Source organism: Pseudomonas sp. GL_093, assembly GCF_057837605.1.
Genome location: NZ_CM174448.1, coordinates 3,152,962 through 3,173,812, shown reverse-complemented (window position 1 = coordinate 3,173,812; position 20,851 = coordinate 3,152,962). Strand labels below are relative to the sequence as shown.

Genomic DNA, 20,851 nt, shown 5'->3' with positions numbered 1-20,851 from the left:
TGCGAGGCTGCGTTCGGACGAAGCAGTCGTAAACCCTGAACCCACGGTTTAACCGACACACCGCGGCGACTGGTTTTGCGACTGCTGCGCAGCCGAACGCAGCCTCGCAGGCTCGGCAGCTGCTACAGACCGTGTTGATCACGGCTGGGTCAGCTGACGATACAACTGCGGCAAGCGCAGGGGTAATTGCTCGGGCTGGCGGATCAAGGTGTAGCCGTTGGCGCCGAACATGTAAGGCAAGTAATCCCCGGCCTCGCGGTCAATCGTGATACAGAACGGCGTCAACCCCTGACACCGCGCCTCCAGCACCGCCTCGCGGGTGTCTTCAACGCCGTAACGCCCCTCATACAGATCCAGATCATTCGGTTTGCCATCCGTCAGCAGCAGCAACAGCTTACTGCGTCGTTTGCTCTTGCCCAGCAGTTGGGTGGCGTGGCGGATGGCGGCGCCCATGCGGGTGTAATAACCCGGTTTGAGCCCTTGAATGCGACCGCGGGTGTTGTCGTCATAACGCTGGGTGAAGGACTTGAGTTCCTGCATGCGCACTTGATGACGACGCAGCGAGGAAAACCCGTACAGGGCGAAATCATCACCCAGCACCGACAGGGTTTCGCCGAACAGCAGCAAGGTGTCGCGGATCACATCAATCACCCGATGCTCATCGTTCAAATGCGCGTCGGTGGACATCGACACATCGGCCAGCAACAGGCACGCCAGGTCGCGGCGTGTCTGCCGTTGTTCCATGAACAGACCTCGCTCCGCACATTGGCCATGCTCGCGCTCAACGTGAAAATCCAGCCAGGCCTGCATGTCCAGTTCAGACCCTTGGGGTTGCTGGCGTAACCATTGGCGATCATTGCGCAGGTGCTCGAACTGCCGGCGCAAACGGTGCGCCGAGGCCTTCAGCCGTGGCGGCAATGGCTGCGCCTCGCAGTCGCGGGGCACCATCATTTGCAGATTGACGAAGGCGTCCTGCATTTGCCGTTTGCGATAGTCCCACTCCGGCAACTTGATGCCCTCGCCCAGGGGGATATCGTCGACATCGGCCGGTGGCAAATCCAGGTGCAGCTTGAGGCCGCCGCCTTTGCGCAGACGAGTACGCGACAAGCTCAACTCGTCGAGGTCCTCGGCGACTCTGGCCGCGTCCGGATCTTCGCTGTCGTCTGACCAACGATCGAGGTCGACGTGTTCGGTCCAGCTGAACAGGTTTTCCAGGCGCACGATTAACAACCCGCCGTCGCGGCTGCCTTCATCGATCCGCGTGGCGCGTTTACTTGCGCCTTTCTGCTCACCGGGCGGGGTCGTCAGCGACTCTTCCGACTCGTCACCGAGGTCGGCAGCCTGCGGACTCGCAAGGTTTTCTGGCGGGTACAACCACAGCGGCAACGGCCATGCGGCCCGTTCGCTGCGGGGAAAATGTTCGACACTGCCGGGATCGCGTAGCGCCTGGCATAACGCTCGTTCCAAGGCCGCTTCACCGGGATTCAATGTGGCCGGATCCGGGCGTAGTTGCAGATGGGCATCGACCAAACGTTTGTACCGGGCACGCAACGCGGGATAGCGCCGCAACAGCTGTTGCGTCCAGCGCTGATTGTCCCGCCCCCAGTGCCGCATCTGCCCGGCCTGGGCCGCCAGCAATGCGAGCCAACGATAGAGTTCCTCGTTCAGCGCGACTTCAGGAAAAACCGCCAGGCTCGACGGCAGACGAAGGTTCGTCTCGTCGCACCACGCCAAAGGCACTTGTTTGCAGGTGCCGGCAATCTGCTGCAGCACATTGCGCCGCAACAACAGATCACGGTCGCTGGCGGCTTCGACACCGATGCCGTTGGCGCCGCCCATGGCGCGAAACAGCAGCGCCAGCGGGCGTTGCTGACTGGCCAGTTCGACGCGTGCTTCGGGGAAGTCCGGGCTGGCGCGCCGGGTGATGAAACGATGCCAGACGCTGCCGACCCACTCTTCCAGTTCGACGGTAAAGGCCATGGTCATTGTCCTTTTTGTAAAGCAAAAAAACGGCCCGCTGTATCAGCCGGGCCGACCTTTTCTAGCCGTTACAGCGACTCATGAAGGAACAACGGCAGCCGGGGCGCGCAAGGCTGCGCGGCCACGTTGCTTGAAGCTGAACAGGTAACAGAGCAGTCCCGCCAGGAAACCAAGACCGGCGCCAAAACGGGCCCAGAACAGCACCTGCAGATGTTCGACCGTGGCCATGAATGGCAATGCGACGCCATCGACCTGCCAGCGTTGCAGGTAGACCTGAACGACACCGGCAGCGGTGAGGAACAGCGTGATCATCACCATCGACAGGGTCATCAACCAGAAGCCCCAGATTTCGAGGGTCTGCGAGCGCTCATCGCCTGCTTCACCCAGCCCGCGCAGTCGTGGCATGGCGTAGCTGATCAAGGTCATCACGATCATCGCGTAAGCACCGTAGAAAGCCAGGTGGCCGTGCGCCGCCGTCAGTTGCGAGCCATGGGTGTAGAAGTTGACCGGCGCAAGGGTATGCAAAAAGCCCCAGACGCCAGCGCCGAAGAACGCTGTGACGACGGTTCCCTTGGCCCACAAGGTTGCCGCGCGGTTCGGGTGTTGCCGGCGACGGTTCTTCACCATGCTGAAGGCGAATATCACCATGGCCAGGAACGGTAGCGGCTCGAGTGCCGAGAAGATTGAACCGACCCACAACCAGACCTCGGGCGCACCGATCCAGAAGAAGTGGTGACCGGTACCGATGATCCCCGTTATCAGCGCCATGGCGATGATCACGTAGAGCCATTTCTCCACGACCTCCCGGTCCACACCGGTGATCTTGATCAGGACGAAAGCGAGCATCGAACCCATGATCAGTTCCCACACGCCTTCCACCCAAAGATGCACCACCCACCACCAGTAGAACTTGTCGCGGGCCAGGTTGCCGGGGTTATAGAAGGAGAACAGGAAGAACACCGCGAGCCCGATCAGCCCGGTCATCATGACCATGCTGACGGTGGTCTTGCGACCTTTGAGCAGGGTCATGCCGATGTTGTAGAGGAAGCCCAGGCACACCACCACAATGCCCATCTTGGTGATGGTCGGCTGCTCCAGGAACTCCCGGCCCATGGTCGGCAGCAGCTCGTTGTGGGTCAGTCTGGCCAGGCCGGCATACGGCACCAGCAGGTAGCCCAGGATCGTCAATACGCCAGCGGCGGCGAATACCCAAAACAGGATGATCGCCAGTTTCGGACTGTGCAATTCGCGGTCGGCCTCTTCCGGAATCAGGTAGTAGGCGGCGCCCATGAACCCGAACAGCAGCCAGACGATCAGCAGGTTGGTGTGCACCATCCGCGCCACGTTGAAGGGAATGATCGGGAACAGAAAGTCCCCTATCACGTATTGCAGGCCCATGATCAAACCGAACAGCACCTGACCGAGAAACAGGATCAGGGCAAACACGAAGTACGGTTTGGCCACGGCTTGCGAGGCGAATTTCAGATGCGGATTAGCAATGCTCATCGCTTAGCCCTCCTTGTTTGGCGGCCAGCCATTGGTGTTGATTTTCGAGCTCCATTTGAGGAACTCGGCGATGTCATCCACCTCCTGGTCACTCAACTTGAACTGAGGCATCGCGCGACGGCCCGGTACGCCCAGTGGTTGCATTTTCATCCAGGCATGCAGAAAGGGTTTGAAGCCCGCCTCCCCGCCGCGCCGCTGGAACACGTTGCCCAGCTCAGGCGCGAAGTAGGCGCCCTCGCCCAGCAGCGTGTGGCAGCCGATGCAATTGTTTTGTTCCCAGACCAACTTGCCGCGCACCACTGATTCGGTGAGCTGCGCTTCATTGCTGCGCTCTGGAAAGGTCTGTTCCGTGTGATAGGTCAAAGCCAGGAATATCAGGAAGAAGAAAATGCTTCCCCCGAAGTAGATGTTCCTGGCCATGCCTTTGGTGAAGGTGTCTGACATGGTCGCTTCCTCTTTGCTAGGCCCGTCCATGATAGGAAGCGAAGGGTCGAAACCTGCTTGATGGCGATCAAGAAAGTCAGATGGTTTTGGTCGGGTATTACACGTGAGCCGAACTCGGTTCATGTAGCAGCTGGCGAAGCCTGCGTTCGGCTGCGAAGCAGTCGTCAATCCTGCCTCCTCGGTTAATCTGAAACACCGAGGTGCATGATTTCACGACTGCTGCGCAGCCGAACGCAGGCTTCGCCAGCTGCTACAGGGATCGTTTAACGGAACAAAATCAGTGTCATCCCCACCACCGCGGCCAACACCAGCGCCCAGCTCAACATCAAGCGCCGCCACAGTCGCGGCGCATGGCGCATCTCCATGAAGCCGTCGGTGATCAGCCAGGCCTTGCCCACCGCCACCAGCAAGATGGCAATCGACAGCAGCGATGTCGCGCCAACCTGTGCCAGCGCCACCGTGCACACACTTAACGTCGCGAGCGCCGCCCAACAGACGAGCAAAACCCTGGAAACAGACATGAGAACCTCGTCAACTCAGCACGTAGACCAGCGGAAACAGCATGACCCAGATCAAATCGACCATGTGCCAATAGAGCACGCCGGATTCAAATCCACTGCGCGTGTTGGCGTCGTACAGGCCACGGCGACAGCGCTCGGCCAGCCACCCGAGAATGACCATGCCGAGCACTACGTGGAGAAAATGAAACCCGGTGAGAATCCAGTACAACGTGAAAAACGTGTTGTGCTCCATGCCCAGCCCCGAGGCCAGCAAGTGCCGGTATTCCGTGAGTTTCAGCACCACGTAGACACTGGCGGCGAGCAACGCCATCAGCAGGAAGACCGCGCCGTGACGGGATCGTGAGCGCCTGACTTGCTCCTGTGCCAGCGCGGCGAACAGGCCCGCGGTGAGCAGGCTCAGGGTCATCGCCAGCCCGGTGGAGGTGTTCAGCAACAGACGGCTTTCACTGAACATTTGCGGCTTGAGCGCCTGGGTCACGGCGAACGTCAGGATCAGGATGGCGAACACCGACAGCTCGGCCAGAATGAAAAACCACATCGCCAGATCGCCCGGCAAGTGATGGCGCGTGACGCCCGTGGACTCAGCCGAAGTGGACATCAACCACGTCCATCAGCGCGGCAACGGTCAGCGGATCATCACTCAGCGGCTCGGCCAGGCAGGCCATGCAAGCCTCACGCGGGCTCATCCCGGAGCGGATCATCCGCGCGGTAAAAATCAGCAGCCGCGTTGAGGCGACCTCCTCCAGATCATGTTGATCGAGCCGGCGCAGCGCCTGGCCCAGCCGCACCACTTGCGCCGCCAGCGCGCTGTCCACCTGAGCCTCCCGGGCAACGATGCGTTCCTCATCGGCCACCGGCGGATAGCCAAAGCGCATCGCCACAAAGCGTTGGCGGGTGCTGGGTTTCATGCCTTTGAGCAGGTTCTGGTAGCCGGGGTTGTAAGACACCACGAGCATGAAGGACGGCGGCGCCTTCAGCACTTCGCCGGTGCGTTCCAGGAACAACTCCCGACGATCATCGGCCAGTGGATGCAGTACGACCACTGTGTCCTGGCGCGCCTCGACCACTTCGTCGAGGTAACAGATGCCGCCTTCACGCACCGCGCGGGTCAGCGGTCCGTCCTGCCACCAGGTGCCCTGGGCACCGATCAGGTGACGGCCGATCAGGTCGGCTGCGCTCAGATCGTCGTGGCAAGCCACGGTGTACAGCGGCAGTTTCAGCCGATGGGCCATGTGCTGGACGAAACGGGTTTTGCCGCACCCCGTCGGGCCTTTGATCAGCACCGGCATGCCGTGTCGCCAGGCTTGTTCGAACAGCGCCTCCTCATTATTCAGCGGTTGGTAGAAGGGTTCGATCGGGTGTTCGCAAGACTGGGTACGGTCCATGGGCTGCCTGTTCCAAAAGCGGATTCAAGGAACACGCTACGGGCCCCTGCGACAACCTGGCAAGTGAGATGGCCGGCAAACTTGATCGTCGTCAAGCGAACAATGGCCTGCTCGGGCATAGCCTTGCACGGCACTAAGAACCTGCGTTCTGCGCTGCCGTTTCAGCACATCGCAAAGGTCTTGCCTGAGGAGAAATGGAATGCTGATCAGCAATAGAAAAACGTTTGCCCTGACCCTCGCCACATTGTGTTCGTCACTGGCCCTGGCGGTGAGCCATGCCGCCAGCGCTGAAGAGCCCACCGCCGCGGCCAACCCGCCCATGGTCAAAACCGCCGGCGCTCCCGACATGAGCCAGGCCGAGTTCGACTCATCCAAGGAAATCTACTTCCAGCGTTGCGCCGGCTGCCACGGTGTTTTGCGCAAAGGGGCCACGGGCAAACCGCTGACACCGGACATTACCCAGAGCCGCGGGCAACCGTATCTGGAGGCCTTGATTACCTATGGCTCACCGGCGGGCATGCCGAATTGGGGGACGTCCAATGCGCTGACCAAGGATCAGATCACGGTCATGGCCAAGTTCATTCAGCACACGCCGCCGACGCCACCGGAATGGGGCATGGCCGAGACGCTGAAAACCTGGAAAGTGCTGGTCAAACCCGAGGACCGTCCGAAGAAGCAGCTGAGCAAACTCAACCTGCCGAACCTGTTTTCGGTGACATTGCGCGATGACGGCAAGATCGCCCTGATCGATGGGGACAGCAAGAAGATCGTCAAACTGATCGAGACCGGTTACGCGGTGCACATCTCACGCATATCGGCTTCGGGCCGTTACCTGCTGGTGATTGGCCGGGACGCGCGGATCGACATGATCGATCTGTGGCCGGTCGAGCCGACCAAAGTCGCCGAAGTCAAAGTGGGCATCGAGGCGCGCTCGGTCGAGACCTCCAAGTTCAAGGGCTACGAAGACAAATACACCATCGCCGGTTCTTATTGGCCGCCGCAGTTCACCATCATGGATGGCGAAACCCTGGAGCCGAAGCAGATCGTTTCGACCCGCGGCATGACCGTCGACAAGCAGGAATATCACCCGGAACCCCGAGTCGCGGCGATCATCGCCTCCCACGAATGGCCAGAGTTCATCGTCAACGTCAAGGAAACCGGCAAGGTGATGCTGGTCAATTACCAGGACATCAAAAACCTCACCGTCACCTACATCGATGCCGCGCCCTTCCTGCATGACGGCGGTTGGGACAGCACGCACCGCTACTTCATGACCGCCGCCAACAACTCCAACAAAGTCGCCGTGATCGACTCCAAGGAGCGCAAGTTGACTGCGCTGGTGGACGTCGGCAAAACCCCTCACCCGGGTCGCGGCGCCAACTTCAATCACCCGACCTACGGCCCGGTCTGGGCCACCAGCCACCTGGGTGATGACGGCATCTCGCTGATCGGCACCGACCCGACCAAACACCCGCAATACGCCTGGAAGCAGGTCGCCTCACTCAAGGGCCAGGGCGGCGGATCGCTGTTTATCAAAACCCACCCTAACTCTCGCCACCTGTACGTCGACACCACCCTCAACCCGGACGCCAAGCTCAGCCAATCGGTGGCGGTATTCGACATCGACAAGCTCGACGCCGGCTACACCGTGCTGCCCATCGCGGAATACGCGGGCATCAAGCAAGGCGCGATGCGCGTCGTGCAACCGGAATTCAACAAGGCCGGCGATGAAGTCTGGTTCTCCGTCTGGAGCGGCCAGGCAGACGAGTCGGCGCTGGTGGTGATCGACGACAAAACACTGAAGCTCAAGTCAGTCATCAAGGACAAACGACTGATCACACCCACCGGGAAGTTCAACGTCTACAACACCCAACACGACATCTATTGAGCTCCATCAATGCAAGGAAACACCATGAAAAATACTCTGTTCTCACTGTTCGCCCTGACCGCTGCGCTGAGTGCGCAGCCGGCCATGGCCCAAGACGCGCTGGAGCTGTTCAAGAGCAAACCCTGCGCTGCCTGTCATTCCATCGACACCAAGATTGTCGGCCCGGCGCTCAAGGATGTGGCGGCCAAGAACGCTGGCGTACCCGGGGCCGTGGACACCCTGGCCGGCCACATCAAGAACGGCACACAAGGCAATTGGGGCCCGATGCCCATGCCGGCCAACCCGGTGACTGAAGAAGAAGCGAAAATTCTCGCGACCTGGGTACTGACACTCAAATAACCGCCTGGAGGGCGTCATGATGGTTTATCGACACGCTGTGATTCTGGCGGCCCTCCTCCTCATTTGCGCAACCGCAGTTGCGGCGCCTGACGCCCAGCGTCAGGCGCAACTCGAACACCTGCTGACCCAGGACTGCGGCGCCTGCCATGGGCTGCACCTCACCGGTGGGCTAGGCCCCGAACTGACGCGCGCGGCGCTGGCCGGCAAGTCACGGGACAGCCTGATTGCCACCGTCACCCAAGGCCGGCCCGGCACCGCGATGCCCGGTTGGGCCCCGTTGCTCAGCCCCGACGACATCCGTTGGCTGGTCGATCTTCTTCTCCAGGGATATCCCGCACCATGATCCGTTCAATCCTGCTGTCAGCGGCGACCGGGCTGTTGTTGTCCGCTTGCGTTCAGCCACCGTTGCGCGGCACTGGCGACTTGGGCGTGGTCGTGGAGCGCGCCACCGGCAGCGTACAAATCATCGAAAGCGACACCCACACCGCGCTGGCCCGACTCGAGGGTTTCGGCGACCTGTCCCATGCCTCGGTGGTGTTCTCCCGTGACCAGCGTTTCGCCTATGTATTCGGCCGCGACGGCGGGTTGAGCAAAATCGATTTGCTGACCCGGCGTATCGATCATCGCGTCATCCAGGGCGGCAACAGCATTGGCGGCGCCATCAGTCAGGACGGCAAGTTGATCGCGGTGTCCAACTACGTGCCCGGCGGGGTCAAGGTGTTCGATGCCGACACCCTGCAGCAGGTGGCCGATATTCCGGCCACGCCCCTGGCCGATGGCAGCAAGCGCTCCCGGGTGGTCGGCCTGGTCGACGCGCCGGGGCAACGTTTTGTGTTCAGCCTGTTCGATACCGGCGAGATCTGGACCGCCGATTTCAGTCAGGGCGGCACACCGCAAATCAGCCGTTTCACCGGTATCGGTGAGCAACCCTACGACGCCCTGATAACTCCCGATGGGCGCTATTACATGGCCGGCCTGTTTGGTGAGGACGGCATGGCCCAACTCGACCTCTGGCATCCAGAGCGCGGTGTGCAGCGGGTACTCGGTGATTACGGACGCGGCCAGGCGAAACTCCCGGTCTACAAGATGCCGCACCTGGAGGGCTGGGCCGTCGCCGATAACCAGGCCTTCGTGCCCGCCGTTGGCCGGCATCAAGTGCTGGTGATGGATTCACGCACTTGGCAGCAGACCGCTGTGATCCCGGTTGCCGGTCAACCGGTGTTCGTCACCTCGCGCCCGGACGGTCGGCAGCTGTGGGTCAACTTCGCCTACCCGGACAATGATCGGGTTCAGGTCATCGACACCGAAACCCATGCCGTGGTCGCGGATCTGAAGCCGGGGCCAGCGGTGCTGCACATGGAATTCACCGCACGCGGCGACCAGCTGTGGCTGTCGTTACGCGACGGCGATCAGGTGCAAGTCTGGGATCCGTACAGCCTCAAGCTGCTGAGCACCCTGCCCGCCAGTGCGCCGAGCGGCATCTTCTTCAGCAGTCGCGCGCAGAAAATGGGGTATTGAAATGAACCTTGAACTGCTCAGCCGCCAACTCATCGACCGCTTCCAGCACGGCATGCCGCTGTGCCCGTCACCGTACAAAGAGATGGCGCGGATTCTCGGGTGCCGCGAATCGCAAGTAATGACCTGCCTGGAAGAAATGGATCAGGCCGGCACCCTCTCACGGATCGGCCCGGTGTTCGAACACAGCCGCGCCGGGGCCAGCACCCTCGCCGCCCTCGCCGTACCCGCCGAACGCCTGCAACAAGTGGCCGATCGCGTCAGTCAGTACCCGGAGGTCAATCACAACTACGCACGGGAGCATTTCTACAACCTGTGGTTTGTGCTGACCGCCCCTGATCGCCAACACATCGACCGCGTGCTCAAAGAACTGGAGAACGACACCGGCCTCATGCCGCTGGACCTGCCGATGTTGACCGCCTACCGCATCGACCTGGGTTTTGCCTTGGGAGAAAACTCATGAAGCCCGGATTGAGCCCCCAACAAGCGCTGGCGCTGCGCCGGCATCTCGAAGGCGGATTGCCGCTGGTAGCGCGCCCCTATCAATCCCTCGCTGAACGGATAAGCGCTGACGAAAACCAGGTGCTCGAACAAATGCGCCAATGGAGCGAGCAAGGGCTGTTTCGCCGTATCGGCCTGGTGCTGCACCATCGCGCGCTGGGCTTTACCGCCAACGCCATGCTGGTGCTGGACATTCCCGACGCGCTGATCGACGAAGTCGGCCAGCGCCTGGGGCGAGCGCCCGGCATTACCCTCTGCTATCAACGACCCCGGCGCTTGCCGCAGTGGCGGTACAACCTATTTTGCATGGTGCACGGGCGTCAACGTGACCAGGTGGAGGCGCAGATCCAGACGTTGCTGGAAGAGCATCTGCTGAGCGACCTGCCCCATCAATTGCTGTTCAGCACCCAGGTCTTCAAACAGTGCGGCGGACGCTTTGCGCCCTCGCGCACAGGAGCACCGACCCATGGATGACCTCGACCGTCGCCTGATCAACCGCTTGCAACTGGGCCTGCCGCTGGTGCGCCACCCTTGGCGGGTATTGGCGGACGAACTGGAGACCAGCAGCACTGAACTGCTCGGCCGACTGCATGCCCTGCTCGATGACGGCGTGCTCACACGCTTCGGCCCGATGTTCGACATCGAACGGCTGGGCGGCGCCTTCACCCTCGCCGCGCTGGCGGTCCCGGAAGAACGTTTTGAAGACGTCGCCGAGCAACTGCAGGGCCTACCGGAAGTGGCGCACAACTACCGACGCGAGCACGCCTGGAACATGTGGTTCGTGCTCGCCTGCGCAACTGAACATGACCTGACCGAGACCCTGCTCCACATCGAAACCCTGACCGGCTTGCCGCTGCTCAACCTGCCCAAAGAGGAGACCTACCATGTCGGTCTGTATTTCCCGGCCTGAAGACACCCTCGTCCAGCGCCTGATCGTGTTGACCCAGGCCGGTCTGCCGCTGCTGGACGACCCGTGGGCGTGGCTCGCCGAACAGCTGGGGCTGAACATCGAAGCCACCCTGGATCTGCTCAAGCGCTTGCAAGCCGAGGGCGCGATTCGGCGGATTGCCGCCGTGCCCAATCACTACCGACTGGGCTATCGCCACAACGGCATGACGGTCTGGGATGTGCGCGACACCGACATGCCGCGCCTCGGCGCACTGATCGGCGCGCAACCCTTCGTCAGCCACTGCTATCGCCGCCCGCGCCGAGCCGACTGGCGCTACAACCTGTTCGCCATGGTGCATGGCCGCAGCAGCGATGAAATCAACAACTACCGCGAGCACCTGCGCTACTTGCTGGGCGACGCCTGTGGGGCCGACGAGATGCTGGTGAGCAGCCGCATCCTGAAAAAAACCGGCTTGCGTTTAACGCCAGTCAGTTCAACGCAGACCTTGTAGCAGCTGTCGAGCTTGCGAGGCTGCGTTCGGCTGCGAAGCAGTCGTAAAACCGGTGTGCGAGGTTTATCTGAAACACCGTATCGACTGATTTCACGACTGCTTCGCAGCCGAACGCAGCCTCGCAAGCTCGACAGCTGCTACGGGCATCCGCGCTGAACACGTTCCCGACTCAAGGAGAGTTGCATGTTGAGGATCAGCCAATACCTGCGTGCACTGGCCGGCCAGGCCCCTGCGCCCAGAACCAGTCCACCTGGCAGCAATCGGGCGCCGGTGGTGATCTGGAACCTGCTCAGACGCTGCAACCTGACCTGCAAACACTGCTACGCCACCTCGGCCGACAGTGTCTTTCGCGACGAACTGGATACGGCCGCTGCGCTGACCGTGATTGACGACCTGCACGATGCCGGCGTCAAGGTGTTGATTCTTTCCGGTGGCGAACCGCTGTTGCGCGAGGATCTGTTTGTGCTCAGCGCCTACGCCCGGACCAAGGGTTTCTTTGTGGCCTTGTCCACCAACGGCACGCTGATCGATGAGCAGAACATCGCGCAGATCAGCGCGGCGAATTTCGACTACGTCGGGATCAGCATCGATGGCCTGGAAGCCACCCATGACGCTTTCCGCCAACTCAAGGGCAGCTTCGCCCGTTCCATGCAGGCGATCCGGCTCTGTCGCGAGCAGGGCATTCGCGTCGGGCTGCGCACCACCCTGACCCAGGAGAACCATCAACAACTGCCCCAACTGCTGGCGCTGATGCGCGAGTACGACGTGCAAAAGTTCTATCTGTCGCACCTCAACTACAGCGGTCGCGGTAAACGCAGTCGCAAACTCGACGCGCACCAGCAGATGAGCCGCGAAGCCATGACGTTGATCTTTGAGCGGGCCTGGGCAGACATCCAACAGGGCCGCGACAGCGATTTTGTCAGCGGCAACAATGACGCCGACGCCATTCTGCTGCTGCAATGGGCAGGCCTTCATCTGCCTGAGCATTACCCACGTCTGGAAAAAATGCTCCGTGCCTGGGGTGGCAACGCCTCGGGCAGCGGCATCGCCAACATCGACAACACCGGCGAAGTGCACCCGGACACCTACTGGTGGCAGCACTCTGTGGGCAATGTCCGACGCACGCCGTTCCGCACGTTGTGGCTGGATCAGCCGGATGCCCTGCTATCGCGCCTGCGTGAACACCCCCGCGCCGTCGGCGGTCGTTGCGCGCAATGCCGCTGGTTGCCCATCTGCAACGGGAACACCCGAACCCGCGCCTGGGCCGAGGGTGATTTGTGGGGCCAGGACCCCGGCTGCCACCTCAGCGATGACGAAATCGGAATTCCGCCGTCAGTAAACATCCCTTGCATCACCCACTGAATAGCCCGTCCGGCCAACCACCTGACAAAGGCTGGGGCCGGCCAACCTGATGAAGCACCAAGGACGTCCCATGCCTCCATCGATTGCTATACCGGCCACACTTGAGTCCCCGTTCCGGCCGGGCGAAGTTGCCCTGGTCGGCGCCGGCCCCGGCGATCCACGCCTGCTGACCCTGCGCGCCTGGAGCCTGTTGATGCAGGCCGACGCCGTGGTCTATGACCGACTGATCAGCCCCGAGCTACTGTCGTTGATCCCTCTCACCTGCGCCCGCCATTACGTCGGCAAGGCCAGCGGCTGCCACAGCCTGCCCCAGGAACAGATCAACGAACTGCTGGCCGACCTTGCCGATCAAGGGCAGCGTGTGGTCCGGCTCAAGGGCGGCGACCCGTTCATTTTTGGTCGGGGTGCCGAAGAGCTGGAGTACCTGCTGCAACGCGGCATCGACTGCCAGGTGGTCCCGGGCATCACCGCCGCGTCCGGCTGCAGCGCCTACGCGGGCATACCGTTGACCCACCGCGACCTGGTCAATTCCTGCCGGTTCATCACCGGCCATTTGCAACGCGATGGCGAGTTGTCGCTGCCCTGGAGCAGCCTCGCCGACAGTAGCCAGACCTTGGTGTTTTACATGGGCTTGTCGAACCTGGGGATCATCGCTCAACGCTTGATCGAAGCCGGGCTGTCGGCCGATACGCCGGCGGCGCTGATCAGCAACGGCACGCGTCCCGACCAGCACGTCGCCCGTGGCAAGCTGCACCAATTGCCGACCCTGGCGCTGGATTGTCCACCGGGCATTCCGACGCTGACGGTGATCGGCACGGTGGTCGATCTGTTTGGCGCAGAACAACTTGAATACCCGGCGCGGCTTTACCCGGCCCAAGCGCTGCAACGCCATGCCAAGGTGGCGATATGAGGCGTCTGATCCTTGCCCCCTTGTTATGGGTCGGTGCGGCCCATGCCGGCGCTACGAATCCGGCACTTGAACACGCCGCGGAAAACTATCAGCAGCATTGCCAGAGTTGTCATGGCATTAACCGTCTCGGCGGTGCGGGGCCGGCGTTGTTGCCGGAGAGTCTCAGCCGGATCAAACCCGATGAAATCCGCAGCGTGATTCAGAACGGCCGCCCCGCGAGCCAGATGACCGGCTATGCCAACGTGTTCAGCCCCGCGCAGATCGACGCGCTGGTGGACTACCTTCAGCAACCGCCCGCCACCCCGCCCACCTGGAGCAATGACGACATTCTCGGCAGTCACACGATGCTCGCGGACCTCAGCAAGCTGCCCACCACGCCCCAGCATGGCGCCGATCCGCTGAACCTGTTCGTGGTGGTGGAAGCCGGCGACCATCACATCGACATCCTCGACGGTGACCGCTTTGAGGTGCTGGCGCGGTTTGCTTCGCACTTCGCCGTGCATGGCGGGCCGAAGTTCTCGCCGGACGGACGCTTCGTCTACTTCGCCTCCCGTGACGGCTGGATCAGCCTGTATGACTTGCACAACCTGAAACTGATCGCCGAGGTCCGCGCCGGCCTCAACACCCGCAACCTGGCGGTCAGCAAGGATGGACGCTGGGTGCTGGTGGGCAACTATTTGCCCGGCAACGTGGTGGTGCTCGATGCCCGCGATCTGTCACTGGTGAAAACCATTCCCACGATCGGTCAGGACGGCACCGCGTCACGGGTCAGCGCGGTCTACTCTGCCCCGCCGCGGGACAGTTTCATCGTGGCGCTCAAGGACGTGAAGGAAGTCTGGGAACTGTCCTGGGCTGGCACACCGGATTTCCAACCACGGCGGATACCTGCCGGGGATTTCCTCGACGATTTCTCTTTTTCACCGGACTACAAGCAGTTGCTGGCGACGTCGCGCAAGGCCCAGGGCGGTCAGGTGATCGATCTCGACAGCGGCAAGGTGATCACCGACATACCGCTGCCAGGCATGCCGCATTTGGGCTCGGGGACTTATTGGAAACGTAACGGTGAGTGGGTGTTCGCCACGCCGAATATCAGCAAGGGGCTGATCTCGGTCATCGACTTCAAGACCTGGAAACTGATCAAGGAAATTCCGACTCTCGGGCCGGGGTTTTTCATGCGCAGTCACGTCAATTCACGGTATGCCTGGAGTGATGTGTTCTTTGGGCCGGACAACGATGCGATCCACCTGATTGACAAACAGACGCTTGAAATTGCCCACACACTGCGCCCGATGCCCGGGAAAACTGCCGCTCATGTTGAGTTCACTCGGGATGGCCGTTTCCTGCTGCTGAGCATTTGGGCCACCGACGGTGCGCTGATTGTTTACGACAGCAACTCTCTCAAGGAGATCAAACGTATTCCGATGAACAAGCCTTCGGGTAAGTACAACGTGGGGAACAAGATTGAGTTTGCTGAGGGGACTTCGCATTAGGTTTTGGGTGTATATCCGTTGCTACGATAACGGCTTCTATTGGTTTCGCTTTTACAGCGAGTCACTTTGAAAAGCACAAAGTAACCAAACGCTCTTGCCCCTTTCGTTCGGTGCCTCGCCCAGGCTCGGCATGCCCTCGCTCCGGTCCTGCTCCGTGGGCCCGCCGCCATCGGCCATCCATGGCCGGGGGCGGCTAACCCGGCATCCATGCCGGGTTGCCCACTGCGCAGAACCTCCACTCGGCCTCTCGAGGGTGCGGGCACCGCAAAAGCCAAAGCGAGGCGGCCTACCAGCCGGCCTGTCTCTTTAAGCGTACTCATTCCCCTGTGGGAGCGAGCCTGCTCGCGATGAGGCCCTGTCAGTCGACATCAATATTGAATGTAAGTCCGCCTTCGCGAGCAGGCTCGCTCCCACAGTTGGATTTTTGGCGGGCATGACATAGGTGTCCACCGCCGATGACCTTGATAGACATCAGGTTGGCTATCAGGCCGGCCTGTCTCTTCAAGCGTACGCATTCCCCTGTGGGAGCGAGCCTGCTCGCGATGAGGCCCTGTCAGTCGACATCAATATTGAATGTAAGTCCGCCTTCGCGAGCAGGCTCGCTCCCACAGTTGGATTTTTGGCGGGCATGACATAGGTATCCACCGCCGATGACCTTGATAGACATCAGGTTGGCTATCAGGCCGGCCTGTCTCTTCAAGCGTACGCATTTCCCCTGTGGGAGCGAGCCTGCTCGCGATGAGGCCCTGTCAGTCGACATCAATGTTGAATGTCAGTCCGCCTTCGCGAGCAGGTTCGCTCCCACAGTTGGATTTTTGGCGGGCATGACATAGGTGTCCACCGCCGATGACCTTGATAGACATCAGGTCGGCTATCAGGCCGCCTCGTTTTGGCTTTTGATCTTGATCTGCCCCGTCGGAAGGCCGAGCGCAGGTTCTGCGCAGTGGGCACCGCGGCAAGGATGCCGCGGTAGCCGCCCCCGGCCATGGATGGCCGATGGCGGCGGGCCCACGGAGCAGGACCGGAGCGAGGGCATGCCGAGCCTAGGCGAGGCACCGTACGTCAGGGGCAAGAGCGTTTGGTTACTTGGCGCTCTTCCAAGTAACCCGCCGTAAGGGCGGAACCCTAAGCCGCCATCACCGCAGCAACGGATATGTACTCCGAACGTAAATATTTACCCTTCAGCCCAAGGTGTAACCGTTATCAACCTTCCAATCCTGACCATAAACACCCCGAGCCCCCTGCGACAGCTGAAAAACAATCACATTGGCCACCGCCGCCGCATCAAGAAAATGCCCCGGCAACAGACGTTTCCCCAGCGTGTCGGCAACATCGCCAAGCTCCCCCTCGCTCAACCCCAGGTTGTCCCACATCGAAGTAGCCGTCGGCCCCGGCGAGACCAGATTAATGCGCACATCAAAACTCGCAAATTCCACCGCCAGCGTCCGCGCCTGAGCCGCCAGCGCAGCCTTGCTGGCAATGCACGCAGCCAACCCCGGGAAGCTCGAACCGGTCAGAAAACTCCCGACAAACACCACCGAAGCCGGGCTCGCCAATTCACCCCGCAACGCCGCCAGAGTATTCAACGCCCCGGCACCATTAACCGCCCACTGACGCTGGAAGGCCTGCATATCCAGGCTGTCAGCCATTTCGGCAATCCCCGCATTGGGCACCAGATAGTCCACGGGACCCATCGCCGCAGCACGCTCGGCCAACTCGCGCAGGTCTTGCTGACTCGTGACATCCCCGGCAAGCCACTGCAATCGCTCGCCGTAGATCTGTTGCAAGGCCGGCAATTCACCGAGGGTCCGTGACATCGCCAGCACCTTGACCCCGCGCGGTAACAGCGCGGCGCACAGTGCCAGGCCAATCCCGGAGCTGGCACCCGTGACCACCGCCAAACGATCCTGAAACTCGGTTTTCATCATTTACTCCTGGGCATCACGGATGCCAAGCACTGGGGACATAGCGAGCCCTATCTTTGAACAGGAGAAGAAAAAACGACTTGACCGCGATCAGACTTTTTCAATGACGCTAGTGTTGCTGCAACAGCGCCGGAGTGATCTCGCTGAACCGCAGCAAGCGACCGCCCTGTTCAGCGGCAAGCTTTTCAGCGGCCTCGCGACTGGAGAAGGACGCCAGCACCACGCCCATGGCGCCTTTGAGTTGGGTGCCGACCACGTAGAACGCGTCTTTGGCATCGATCAGGTGGGCGTCATCCGGCGCATTCCACGGGCTGCGGCCCATGTCGTGGACATACAGTTTTGCATCGCCATGATGATTTTCCGGCTGCAACCACCAACCGATCATTTCCGCCGTGGAGCAGAACTTCCTGACCCCGGCCCGCTCGACCACTTCGCCCTTGGGCCCGGGGAATCCGTTGATGATCATCCCGCAGACATGGCATTCATCACTGGGATGAAAGGCTGCGGCCGCGCTGCTGTAGGTGGCTTGCGCCGGATTGTCACAGGCCGTCAGTAACAGACACATCATCAGGCCCGCCACCGCACGTACCGTCATCAAATAAAAGGTGTTCATCGTCAACTGCTCCTAAAAACCAAAGTGAAAATTCATGTCGCCCGGCGACGAAACAACAGCCAGGCCGAGCCCAATGGCACCGCCACCCACAGCGACAGGCACAACCAGAGCATCGAGCCCGGCATCGGCAAATCGCTGCCCAGCGTCAGCACACCCGCGGTACTGGCGCCGGGCTCAAAACCGGAGAGGTTGATCAGGCGATAGATGTCGGCCGGATTGAGCAGCAGCAACCAGGGCAGCACTTTGGGGTTGAACTGCCCTTCGCTGAGCACCAACAGCGCCAGCAGAGCCAGGTCGAACACCAGCACGAAGAAGAACCAGACGCCCAGCGCCAGTCCGGCCGCCGTGGATTTCTCGGCCGACACACTGCTCAGCACATAGGCCAGCCCCAGAAACCCCCAGCCCAGCAAGGTCGACGACGCCATGAACCGGCCAAAGGCCCACAGCAGCAAGCTCAGTTCGACATCGTCCACCAGCACCGCGATGGCCAGCATGGCGCAGCCGAAACCGATCAGTGTCGCCAACGCCAGAATCAACCCGTGACCGACAAACTTGCCGAGCAGAATCTGCCCGCGACCCAACGGGTACGTCAGCAACAGCAACAACGTGCCGCTCTCGTCCTCGCCGACGATGGCGTCATAGGCCAACAGCAACGCAATCAACGGCATCAAAAACGTCGCCAGACTGGCGAGACTGGCGATGGTGGCCGGCACCGAGGTGAAGCCCAATTGCCCGGAGGCCGCGGCGCCCAGCCAGGCGATGCCGATGGCCAGCACCGCGAACAACACACTGATCGCCAACAACCAGCGATTGCGCAAACCGTCACTGAATTCCTTGCGGGCCATGTTCCAGACAGCATTCATACGGCCTCCCCGATCGGAGCCGCACCGGCCCGGCTCATGTAGTAGCGGTAGATATCTTCCAGTGACGGCTGATGGATTTCGACGTCGGCCGGTTCGTCTTCATTGAGCAGTTGACGCAACAGCCCGAGCTTGCTGCCATTGAACGCGGCCACTTCAAGACCTTCGACGCCCCAGCGCTCGGTGATGTGCCCGGCGTTGTTCCAGCGTTGCTGCAAGGGTCCGGCGTGCTTCAGGCCGTTGGCGCGAATCAGCGTCGGCAACCCGGCTTCCTCGCGCAAACTGCGCAAACTGCCGAGGGCCAGCAGGCGGCCCTGGGTCAGAATCGCTGCGCGGTTGATGTGCGCCTCGACGCCCGGCAATACGTGGGAACAGAGAATGATGCTGGTGCCCTGGCTGCGCAGACGATCGAGCAACCGATAAAGGTCCTGGGTCGCGATCGGATCGAGGCCAACCGTCGGTTCGTCGAGCAGCAACAAACGCGGCTCGCCGAGCAGCGCTTGCGCCAGCCCCAGGCGTTGACGCATGCCTTTGGAGTAGGTCTTGACCCGTCGATGCGCGGCACCGGCCAGGCCGACTTCCTCCAACAGCACGTCCACCTGAGCGAACGCGGCGCCTTTGAGTCGGGCGAAATGACGCAAGGTCTCAAGACCGCTCAGCTGCGGGTAAAACGTCACGTTCTCCGGCAGATAACCGAGCAGGCGCCGCACATGCGGATCGCTGGGCAAACGGCCGAACACCCTGACCTGCCCTTCGCTGGGCTGGAGCAGGCCAAGCACCAGTTTCATGCTGGTGGTCTTGCCCGCGCCGTTGTGACCGAACAAACCCAGCACTTCCCCTTCCGCCAGGCTGAGGTTGAGCTTATGCAACACGGTGGCGTGCCCATAACGCTGGCTCACGCCTTGCAGGTCGATAACGTTCATGAGGTGGGCTCCTGGGTCAGGGTTTGAGTGGATGACTTCATCAGCGGATGACTGTCCAGCACCCCCGGCGACTTCATCACCGGAAAGGCCCGTTGCACCCAGCGCAGCAACTCGATGCCGGGGCTGTTCATCAACAGCCGCACCTGCGGGTACAGCCACAGCAGACGGTCGACGTTGTCATTGGGTTCGTAGGCGATATCGCCGAGGCCATCGTTGTTGCGGTCCCAGCCCAGGTAGTCGCTCCAGTAATTGCCGCGGCCATCCGCCGACCATTCCTGCAAGCGGGTGGCGACGTACTTGACCTGTCGCTGGTTGCCGACAAACGCGTTGTCGGCGATGCGGTTGTCCTCCGAGCCGGCGGTGAGATGAATACCCACGGCGCTGTGCTCGAAGTGGTTGTGTTCGATGCTGTTGAACAGCGAGTTGTAGATGAACAGCGCCTTGCCCTCGGCGCCGCTGATCATGCTGTCGCCGGTCGAGCCGTCGCGCACGTCAGTGACGAAGTTGTCACGCAAGGTTGAATAGGTGATGTAGTTCATCAGGATCCCGTAGTTCTGATCCTGTTCGGAGCGATTGCCGATCACCGTGAGCTTGCGGCTTTGCATCAAGGCGTAGCCGGTGCGGGTTCGGCGGGTGGTGTTGCCGATCAGTTGGTTATCGTTGGCGAACATGTAATGCACACCGTAGCGCAGGTCCTCCAGGGTATTGCCCTGCAGCAGGTTGCCGTTGGAGGTGTCGATGTAGATGCCGTCGCGGGTGTCGCGCACCTGATTGCCAATGACCTTGGCGCCATGCACGGCATATAGATGAATGCCGTTGCCGCGATCTTGCGAACGCATCGCCGGATCGCCCTGAATGCGGTTGTCGATCAGGCTCACATCCTGCGTACCGTCGACCCAGATACCAAACCCCTGGCCTTGCAGGCGATTGCCTTTAATCACCGCACCGTGGGCCTTGGGCTGGATAAACACCGCTGCATTCATGGCCGTGAGGTCGTGCCCCCAGTCCAGAAAGGTGCAGCCCTCGATGCCGACATCCGGCGCACTGATGATCAAACCATTGCCCTGCCCCTCGCCCTGAAATACCGCGCCCGGCTCGCAGACAATCTGCATCGGTTGATCGACGCTGAACGAGCCACGGTATTCCCCTGCCGGCAGGTGCCAGCGTTGATCGGCGTCCGCCGTCAACGGCAACGTGGTGACGGGTTGCACCGCCAGCGCGCTGCCGGACATCAGCAGGAGCGCCAACGCAATGACCTTCACCGGGTTTCCCTTGCTATCAGTCATTGC

The 20,851-nt window shown here is 61.3% G+C and carries 22 protein-coding genes; 11 read left to right on the top strand and 11 right to left on the bottom strand.

Annotation, left to right across the window (positions count from 1 at the left end; all coding sequences use genetic code 11):
- Positions 1-138: 138 nt before the first annotated feature.
- The 6 genes from AC3IUE_RS14680 to AC3IUE_RS14655 all read right to left on the bottom strand — a co-directional run bounded on the left by AC3IUE_RS14680 (position 139) and on the right by AC3IUE_RS14655 (position 5,836).
- A complete protein-coding gene (locus tag AC3IUE_RS14680; protein ID WP_489268358.1) occupies positions 139-1,980 on the bottom strand; it encodes a nitric oxide reductase activation protein NorD in 1,842 nt (613 codons plus the stop codon).
- A 78-nt stretch (positions 1,981-2,058) separates the two neighbouring features.
- The gene (locus AC3IUE_RS14675) at positions 2,059-3,486 is read right to left on the bottom strand and encodes a cbb3-type cytochrome c oxidase subunit I (RefSeq protein WP_056739455.1); all 1,428 of its coding nucleotides are present in this window, start codon (positions 3,484-3,486) and stop codon (positions 2,059-2,061) included.
- A gap of 3 nt (positions 3,487-3,489) precedes the next feature.
- On the bottom strand, positions 3,490-3,930 hold the full coding sequence (locus AC3IUE_RS14670; protein ID WP_033062194.1) for a c-type cytochrome: 441 nt from the start codon (positions 3,928-3,930) through the stop codon (positions 3,490-3,492).
- Positions 3,931-4,193: 263 nt separating this feature from the next.
- Entirely contained in the window at positions 4,194-4,451 is a 258-nt protein-coding gene (locus tag AC3IUE_RS14665) for a cytochrome C oxidase subunit IV family protein (protein WP_489268356.1), read from the bottom strand.
- A gap of 10 nt (positions 4,452-4,461) precedes the next feature.
- Positions 4,462-5,049, bottom strand: coding sequence for a cytochrome c oxidase subunit 3 (locus tag AC3IUE_RS14660; RefSeq protein WP_489268354.1), 588 nt, complete (start codon positions 5,047-5,049; stop codon positions 4,462-4,464).
- On the bottom strand, positions 5,033-5,836 hold the full coding sequence (locus AC3IUE_RS14655; protein ID WP_046046542.1) for a CbbQ/NirQ/NorQ/GpvN family protein: 804 nt from the start codon (positions 5,834-5,836) through the stop codon (positions 5,033-5,035). Before AC3IUE_RS14655 ends, AC3IUE_RS14660 begins: the two co-directional genes overlap by 17 nt.
- Positions 5,837-6,035: 199 nt before the next feature.
- Here AC3IUE_RS14655 and AC3IUE_RS14650 point away from each other — a divergent pair, with 199 nt between their 5' ends.
- The 11 genes from AC3IUE_RS14650 (at position 6,036) to AC3IUE_RS14600 (ending at position 15,241) form a co-directional block, all read left to right on the top strand.
- A complete protein-coding gene (locus AC3IUE_RS14650; RefSeq protein ID WP_489268352.1) occupies positions 6,036-7,724 on the top strand; it encodes a cytochrome D1 domain-containing protein in 1,689 nt (562 codons plus the stop codon).
- A 24-nt stretch (positions 7,725-7,748) separates the two neighbouring features.
- A complete protein-coding gene (locus AC3IUE_RS14645; protein ID WP_489268350.1) occupies positions 7,749-8,063 on the top strand; it encodes a c-type cytochrome in 315 nt (104 codons plus the stop codon).
- Positions 8,064-8,079: 16 nt separating this feature from the next.
- Positions 8,080-8,406, top strand: a complete 327-nt coding sequence (locus tag AC3IUE_RS14640; RefSeq protein WP_046046545.1) for a c-type cytochrome — start codon at positions 8,080-8,082, stop codon at positions 8,404-8,406.
- Positions 8,403-9,581 carry a cytochrome D1 domain-containing protein gene (locus AC3IUE_RS14635; RefSeq protein ID WP_489268348.1) on the top strand — a complete coding sequence of 393 codons (1,179 nt, stop codon included), beginning with the start codon at positions 8,403-8,405 and terminating at the stop codon, positions 9,579-9,581. Before AC3IUE_RS14640 ends, AC3IUE_RS14635 begins: the two co-directional genes overlap by 4 nt.
- Position 9,582: 1 nt before the next feature.
- Positions 9,583-10,041 carry an Lrp/AsnC family transcriptional regulator gene (locus tag AC3IUE_RS14630; RefSeq protein WP_046046547.1) on the top strand — a complete coding sequence of 153 codons (459 nt, stop codon included), beginning with the start codon at positions 9,583-9,585 and terminating at the stop codon, positions 10,039-10,041.
- Positions 10,038-10,553: a siroheme decarboxylase subunit beta gene (gene ahbB, locus AC3IUE_RS14625; RefSeq protein WP_489268345.1), complete on the top strand. Its 516-nt coding sequence runs from the start codon at positions 10,038-10,040 to the stop codon at positions 10,551-10,553. Before AC3IUE_RS14630 ends, ahbB (AC3IUE_RS14625) begins: the two co-directional genes overlap by 4 nt.
- Positions 10,546-10,989 (top strand): Lrp/AsnC family transcriptional regulator, encoded by a 444-nt coding sequence (locus tag AC3IUE_RS14620; RefSeq protein WP_489268343.1) that lies wholly within the window; start codon positions 10,546-10,548, stop codon positions 10,987-10,989. The genes ahbB (AC3IUE_RS14625) and AC3IUE_RS14620 overlap by 8 nt, the downstream gene beginning before the upstream one ends.
- A complete protein-coding gene (ahbB, locus tag AC3IUE_RS14615; RefSeq protein ID WP_489268341.1) occupies positions 10,964-11,479 on the top strand; it encodes a siroheme decarboxylase subunit beta in 516 nt (171 codons plus the stop codon). The genes AC3IUE_RS14620 and ahbB (AC3IUE_RS14615) overlap by 26 nt, the downstream gene beginning before the upstream one ends.
- 183 nt (positions 11,480-11,662) lie before the next feature.
- The gene (gene nirJ, locus AC3IUE_RS14610; RefSeq protein ID WP_489268339.1) at positions 11,663-12,841 is read left to right on the top strand and encodes a heme d1 biosynthesis radical SAM protein NirJ; all 1,179 of its coding nucleotides are present in this window, start codon (positions 11,663-11,665) and stop codon (positions 12,839-12,841) included.
- 70 nt (positions 12,842-12,911) lie between these two features.
- Entirely contained in the window at positions 12,912-13,751 is an 840-nt protein-coding gene (gene cobA / locus AC3IUE_RS14605; protein WP_150655768.1) for a uroporphyrinogen-III C-methyltransferase, read from the top strand.
- Positions 13,748-15,241 (top strand): cytochrome D1 domain-containing protein, encoded by a 1,494-nt coding sequence (locus AC3IUE_RS14600; protein WP_489268337.1) that lies wholly within the window; start codon positions 13,748-13,750, stop codon positions 15,239-15,241. Before cobA ends, AC3IUE_RS14600 begins: the two co-directional genes overlap by 4 nt.
- A gap of 1,181 nt (positions 15,242-16,422) precedes the next feature.
- Here AC3IUE_RS14600 and AC3IUE_RS14595 read toward each other — a convergent pair.
- The 5 genes from AC3IUE_RS14595 to AC3IUE_RS14575 form a co-directional block, all read right to left on the bottom strand.
- The gene (locus AC3IUE_RS14595) at positions 16,423-17,166 is read right to left on the bottom strand and encodes an SDR family NAD(P)-dependent oxidoreductase (RefSeq protein WP_489268336.1); all 744 of its coding nucleotides are present in this window, start codon (positions 17,164-17,166) and stop codon (positions 16,423-16,425) included.
- Between the two features lie 109 nt (positions 17,167-17,275).
- Complete coding sequence (locus tag AC3IUE_RS14590; RefSeq protein WP_489268334.1) at positions 17,276-17,779, bottom strand: nitrous oxide reductase accessory protein NosL; 504 nt, start codon at positions 17,777-17,779, stop codon at positions 17,276-17,278.
- A gap of 32 nt (positions 17,780-17,811) precedes the next feature.
- On the bottom strand, positions 17,812-18,642 hold the full coding sequence (locus AC3IUE_RS14585) for an ABC transporter permease (RefSeq protein ID WP_033062172.1): 831 nt from the start codon (positions 18,640-18,642) through the stop codon (positions 17,812-17,814).
- The gene (locus AC3IUE_RS14580; protein ID WP_489268331.1) at positions 18,639-19,562 is read right to left on the bottom strand and encodes an ABC transporter ATP-binding protein; all 924 of its coding nucleotides are present in this window, start codon (positions 19,560-19,562) and stop codon (positions 18,639-18,641) included. Before AC3IUE_RS14580 ends, AC3IUE_RS14585 begins: the two co-directional genes overlap by 4 nt.
- A complete protein-coding gene (locus AC3IUE_RS14575; RefSeq protein ID WP_489268329.1) occupies positions 19,559-20,848 on the bottom strand; it encodes a nitrous oxide reductase family maturation protein NosD in 1,290 nt (429 codons plus the stop codon). The genes AC3IUE_RS14580 and AC3IUE_RS14575 overlap by 4 nt, the downstream gene beginning before the upstream one ends.
- Positions 20,849-20,851 lie beyond the last annotated feature (3 nt).